We start from the raw sequence: 4,284 nt of genomic DNA on the forward strand, positions 1-4,284 counted from the left end.
GCGGGCGCGGCGGCGCCCGACCCGGCGGTGGCGACCGCGGCGGGCAGCGAATCGTCGACGCCCAAGAGCGGCTTGACCGGCCGGCCGCGCTCGGCCTCGACCATGAAGTCGTGCCAGATCTTCGCCGGCAGGCTGCCGCCGGTCACCTTGTCCATCGGCGTGCCGTCGTCATTGCCCACCCAGACGCCGACCACGTAATCCGCCGTGAAGCCGATGAACCAGGCGTCGCGGTAGCCCTGGCTGGTGCCGCTCTTGCCCGCCGAGGGCCGGTCGAGCCGGGCGCTGCGGCCGGTGCCGATGGTCATGGTGGCGGCCAGCATGCGGTTGATCGCCTCGACATGCCAGGGCAGCACCGCCTCGCCCGGGCCGCCGCCGTAGCGGGTGTAGATCGGGTCGGTGCCCGGCGCGCCGGTGATGCGGTCGACGCCGTAGGGCCAGACGCCGTTGCCGCTGTTGGCCAGCGCGGCATAGGCGGCGGTCAGCTCCAGCAGGTTGACCTCGCTGGTGCCGAGCGCCAGCGACAGCTCCGGCCGCAGCGGCGAGTTGATGCCGAGGCGCCGGGCCAGGCCGATGGTCTTGTCGATGCCCGCCCGCTGCAGCATGCGCACCGCGGCGGTGTTGTAGGATTTGGCCAGCGCCTCGCGCGCCGTCACCTCGCCGTGGAACTTGCCGTCATAGTTGCCCGGCGACCAGTTCTTGATCGTGATCGGCGCGTCCAGCACCAGGCTGTCCGGCGTCAGCCCCTGCTCCACCGCCGCCAGATAGGCGAACATCTTGAAGGAGGAGCCGGGCTGGCGCTGCGCCGTGACCGCGCGGTTGAACTGGCTCTGGCTGTAGCCGCGGCCGCCGACCATGGCCACCACCGCCCCGTCCGGCCGCATCGCCACCAGCGCCGCCTGGCTGGCGCCGACCTTGCCGCCATCCTCGGCCATGCGGGCGTCGACGATGCTCTCGGCCGCGCGCTGCAGCGACGGCACCAGCGTGGTCTGCACGGTCAGGGCCGGGGCCGCGGTGTTGGCGAAATCCGGCACCTGGTCGGCGATCCAGTCGGCGAAGTAGCGGCTGCCCGAGCCGCCGCCCGGCCGGCGCGGCGGCACCGGCGGCTGGTCGTCGGCCGCCTTCAGCTGCTTGTCGGTGATGAAGCCGGCATCGACCATCGCCGCCAGCACCACGTCGGCGCGCTGCCGCGCCGCCTCCGGGTCGCGGTCCGGCGAATAGCGCGACGGCGCCTTCAAGAGGCCGGCCAGGATGGCCGCCTGCTCCAGGTTCACATCGGTCGCCGGCACGCCGAAATAGGCCCTGGCGGCGGCGTCGATGCCGTAGGTGCCGGAGCCGAAATAGACGCGGTTGAGATAGGCGGTGAGGATCTGGTCCTTGGAGAAGTTCATCTCCAGCCACACCGCCAGGATCGCCTCCTGGATCTTGCGGCGGACCGTCCGCTCCGGCGTCAGGAACAGGTTCTTGGCGGCCTGCTGGGTGATGGTGGACCCGCCCTGGACGGCCCGGCCGGCCCGGTAGTTCACCCACAGCGCCCGGGCCACGCCGATCGGGTCGATGCCGTAATGGTGATAGAAGCGGCGGTCCTCGATCGCCATCACCGCCTGGGTCAGGTGCTTCGGCAGGGCCGAGGCCTGGACCATGTCGCCGGTCATGTCGCCGTAGCGGGCGATCTGGCCGCCATCGGCGGCGACCACGGTGATGGCCGTCCGCCGCTCCGGCATCGCCACCTGGCGGATGTCGGGCAGGTCATAGGCGAAATAGGCGACGACGACGCCCAGCGCGATGACGCCCCAGATCGACAGCACCGCGCCCCATTTGGCCACGCCCCACAGCCAGTGCCGGCGGCCCGGGGACTTGCGCGGCTTCTGAGTCGACCGGGACGGCGATTTGGGGCGGCGCGGCGAGGACTTGCCGCCGGACGTGCTCGTCCGGGAGCGGCCACCGGTGGCGCGCAAGGCAGGTCTGCCGGAAGAGCGGGTCGTCATAATGCTGAACTTATCTCGCGAGAATCCCGCAATATCAAGCTGGAATGCGGCGGAATTCAGGAATCGGCTGAGGCTGTGGCGTCACGGTGACGGGGTAAATTTCCCGACAACAAAATTTCACTTGCATCAGGGGGGCACCGACCGTATTTGACCCCTCGGAACGTATTCGCACGTGCCCCGGCCCACCCGGTCGACCAACACCGATCCAAGGTGGGCACAGCAACGACGTCACGCGTCTCCTCGGTCTGTCCGGCTCCGGCCGGCTGGGTTGAAGAGAAGTTTTTCGGTTGCATGTGCGGAGAGGGTTCCTCTTCCGTGATTGTCTGGATGGTTTCCCGGGTGTCGCCCTATGGCGTCGTCCCGCGATCCCGTCTCTGCAATCCGGAACCGCATGTGCCGCCGGGTTTCGTCGCCGGTGAGCAGAGGCGGGGCGCCTCAGGCAACGGTTGGGTTTGAACTGGCTTGCCGTGAGGGATCAGTCCCCATGAACACCAAGATTGCCTCCTTCCTGGAAGAGCGACGTCCCGAGACCCCGTGCCTCGTGCTGGACCTCGACGTCGTCGCCGGCAACTACCAGGCCCTGGCCGCCGCCCTGCCCGACAGCCGCATCTTCTACGCGGTGAAGGCCAATCCGGCGCCGGAGATCCTGTCGCTGCTGGCCGCGCTGGGCTCGTGCTTCGACACCGCCAGCGTCGTCGAGATCCGCGACGCGCTGGCCGCCGGCGCCACCCCGGACCGCGTCTCCTTCGGCAACACCATCAAGAAGCGGGTCGACATCGCCACCGCCTATGCCCTCGGCGTGCGCCTGTTCGCCTTCGACAGCGAGGCGGAGCTGCGCAAGATCGCCGAGGTCGCGCCGGGCAGCCGCGTGTTCTGCCGCATCCTGACCTCGGGCGAGGGCGCCGAGTGGCCGCTGTCGCGCAAGTTCGGCTGCGAGCCGAGCATGGCGCGCGAGCTGCTGGCGATGGCGCCGGGCCTGGGCCTCGACCCCTATGGCGTGTCGTTCCATGTCGGGTCGCAGCAGCGCGACACCGGTGCCTGGGACCAGGCGCTGGAGTCGGCGGCCGCGATCTTCCGCGACCTGGCGGCCAAGGGCATCGAGCTGAAGATGGTCAATCTCGGCGGCGGCTTCCCGACCAGGTACCTCAAGGAGGTGCCGACGCCGGAGGCCTATGGCCGCGCCATCGACGCCAGCCTGCGCCAGCATTTCGGCAACCGCCTGCCCGAGACCATCATCGAGCCGGGCCGCGGCATGGTCGGCAATGCCGGCGTGATCCAGACCGAGGTGGTGCTGATCTCGAACAAGTCGGCGAACGACAACACCCGCTGGGTGTATCTCGACATCGGCAAGTTCGGCGGCCTGGCCGAGACCATGGACGAGGCGATCCGCTACCCGATCAGCACGATCCATGACGGCGACGCGTCCGAGCCCGCCATCCTGGCCGGCCCGACCTGCGACAGCGCCGACGTGCTGTACGAGAAGACGCCCTACCCGATGCCGGTCTCGCTCGCGATCGGCGACAAGGTGCTGATCCACGGCACCGGCGCCTACACGACGACCTATTCGGCGGTCGCCTTCAACGGCTTCGCCCCCCTCAAGGCCTATTACATCTGAACCTCATACGGGTGGGGATCGGGTTCATGGACATCATGCGGGAGCGGCCGCGCCACGCGGCCGCCATCGAGAGCCTTGTCGCCGACTGCTTCGGCGAGGGGCGCTTCGGCAAGACCGTCTACCGGCTGCGCGACGGGGTGCGGCCGAACAACGAGCTGGGCCTGGTCGCGATCGAGGATGGCGAGCTGGTGGGCACGCTGCGCTTCTGGCCGATCCAGGTCGGCGGCGTCGGCGAGACCGTCCTGCTCGGCCCGCTCGCGGTGGCCGAGGGGCTGCGCTCGACCGGCGTCGGCTCGCGGCTGATGCGGGCCGGCCTGTCGCGCGCCGTGGCCTTCGGCCACCAGAGCGTGATCCTGGTCGGCGACGAGCCGTACTACCGCCGCTTCGGCTTCCGGCGCGACCTGACCCTCGGCCTGATGCTGCCGGGGCCGGTCGACTACGACCGGCTGCTGGGCCTGGAGCTGGTGCCGGGCGCGCTGGCCAACGCCCGCGGCCTGATCGGCCGCGCCGACGGGATGCCGGTACGGTACGAGCCGGCGGCCGCGGTCGCGTGAAGCTGAGGCTGATGCGCCCCTTCTATCCTCCCCCTCCCCTTGCGGGAGGGGGTAGGGGGAGGGGTTTGGCGCCGCTCGACTGACATCAAACGTTTGGCAAAGTCTGCTGCAGCTCGGACAAGCCGGGTCT

General features: G+C 69.9%; 3 protein-coding genes. 2 read left to right on the forward strand and 1 reads right to left on the reverse strand.

Annotated features, from left to right (window positions below; all coding sequences use genetic code 11):
• Window positions 1-1,823 (reverse strand): transglycosylase domain-containing protein (locus tag P409_RS27905; RefSeq protein ID WP_052121488.1); only part of this gene is annotated, 1,823 nt, incomplete at its 3' end.
• Between the two features lie 646 nt (window positions 1,824-2,469).
• Here P409_RS27905 and P409_RS27910 point away from each other — a divergent pair.
• Together P409_RS27910 and P409_RS27915 are read left to right on the forward strand one after the other, a co-directional pair.
• Window positions 2,470-3,600 (forward strand): type III PLP-dependent enzyme, encoded by a 1,131-nt coding sequence (locus tag P409_RS27910; protein ID WP_034846098.1) that lies wholly within the window; start codon window positions 2,470-2,472, stop codon window positions 3,598-3,600.
• Between the two features lie 26 nt (window positions 3,601-3,626).
• Window positions 3,627-4,154 (forward strand): GNAT family N-acetyltransferase, encoded by a 528-nt coding sequence (locus P409_RS27915; RefSeq protein ID WP_034846102.1) that lies wholly within the window; start codon window positions 3,627-3,629, stop codon window positions 4,152-4,154.
• Window positions 4,155-4,284 lie beyond the last annotated feature (130 nt).

Source organism: Inquilinus limosus MP06 (assembly GCF_000767795.1).
Taxonomy (GTDB): domain Bacteria; phylum Pseudomonadota; class Alphaproteobacteria; order DSM-16000; family Inquilinaceae; genus Inquilinus; species Inquilinus limosus_E.

Excerpts from the sequence above, each read along its gene's own strand:
- P409_RS27915 (WP_034846102.1), top strand. The coding sequence starts at position 3,627 with ATGGACATCATGCGGGAGCGGCCGCGCCACGCGGCCGCCATCGAGAGC.
- P409_RS27910 (WP_034846098.1), top strand. The coding sequence starts at position 2,470 with ATGAACACCAAGATTGCCTCCTTCCTGGAAGAGCGACGTCCCGAGACC.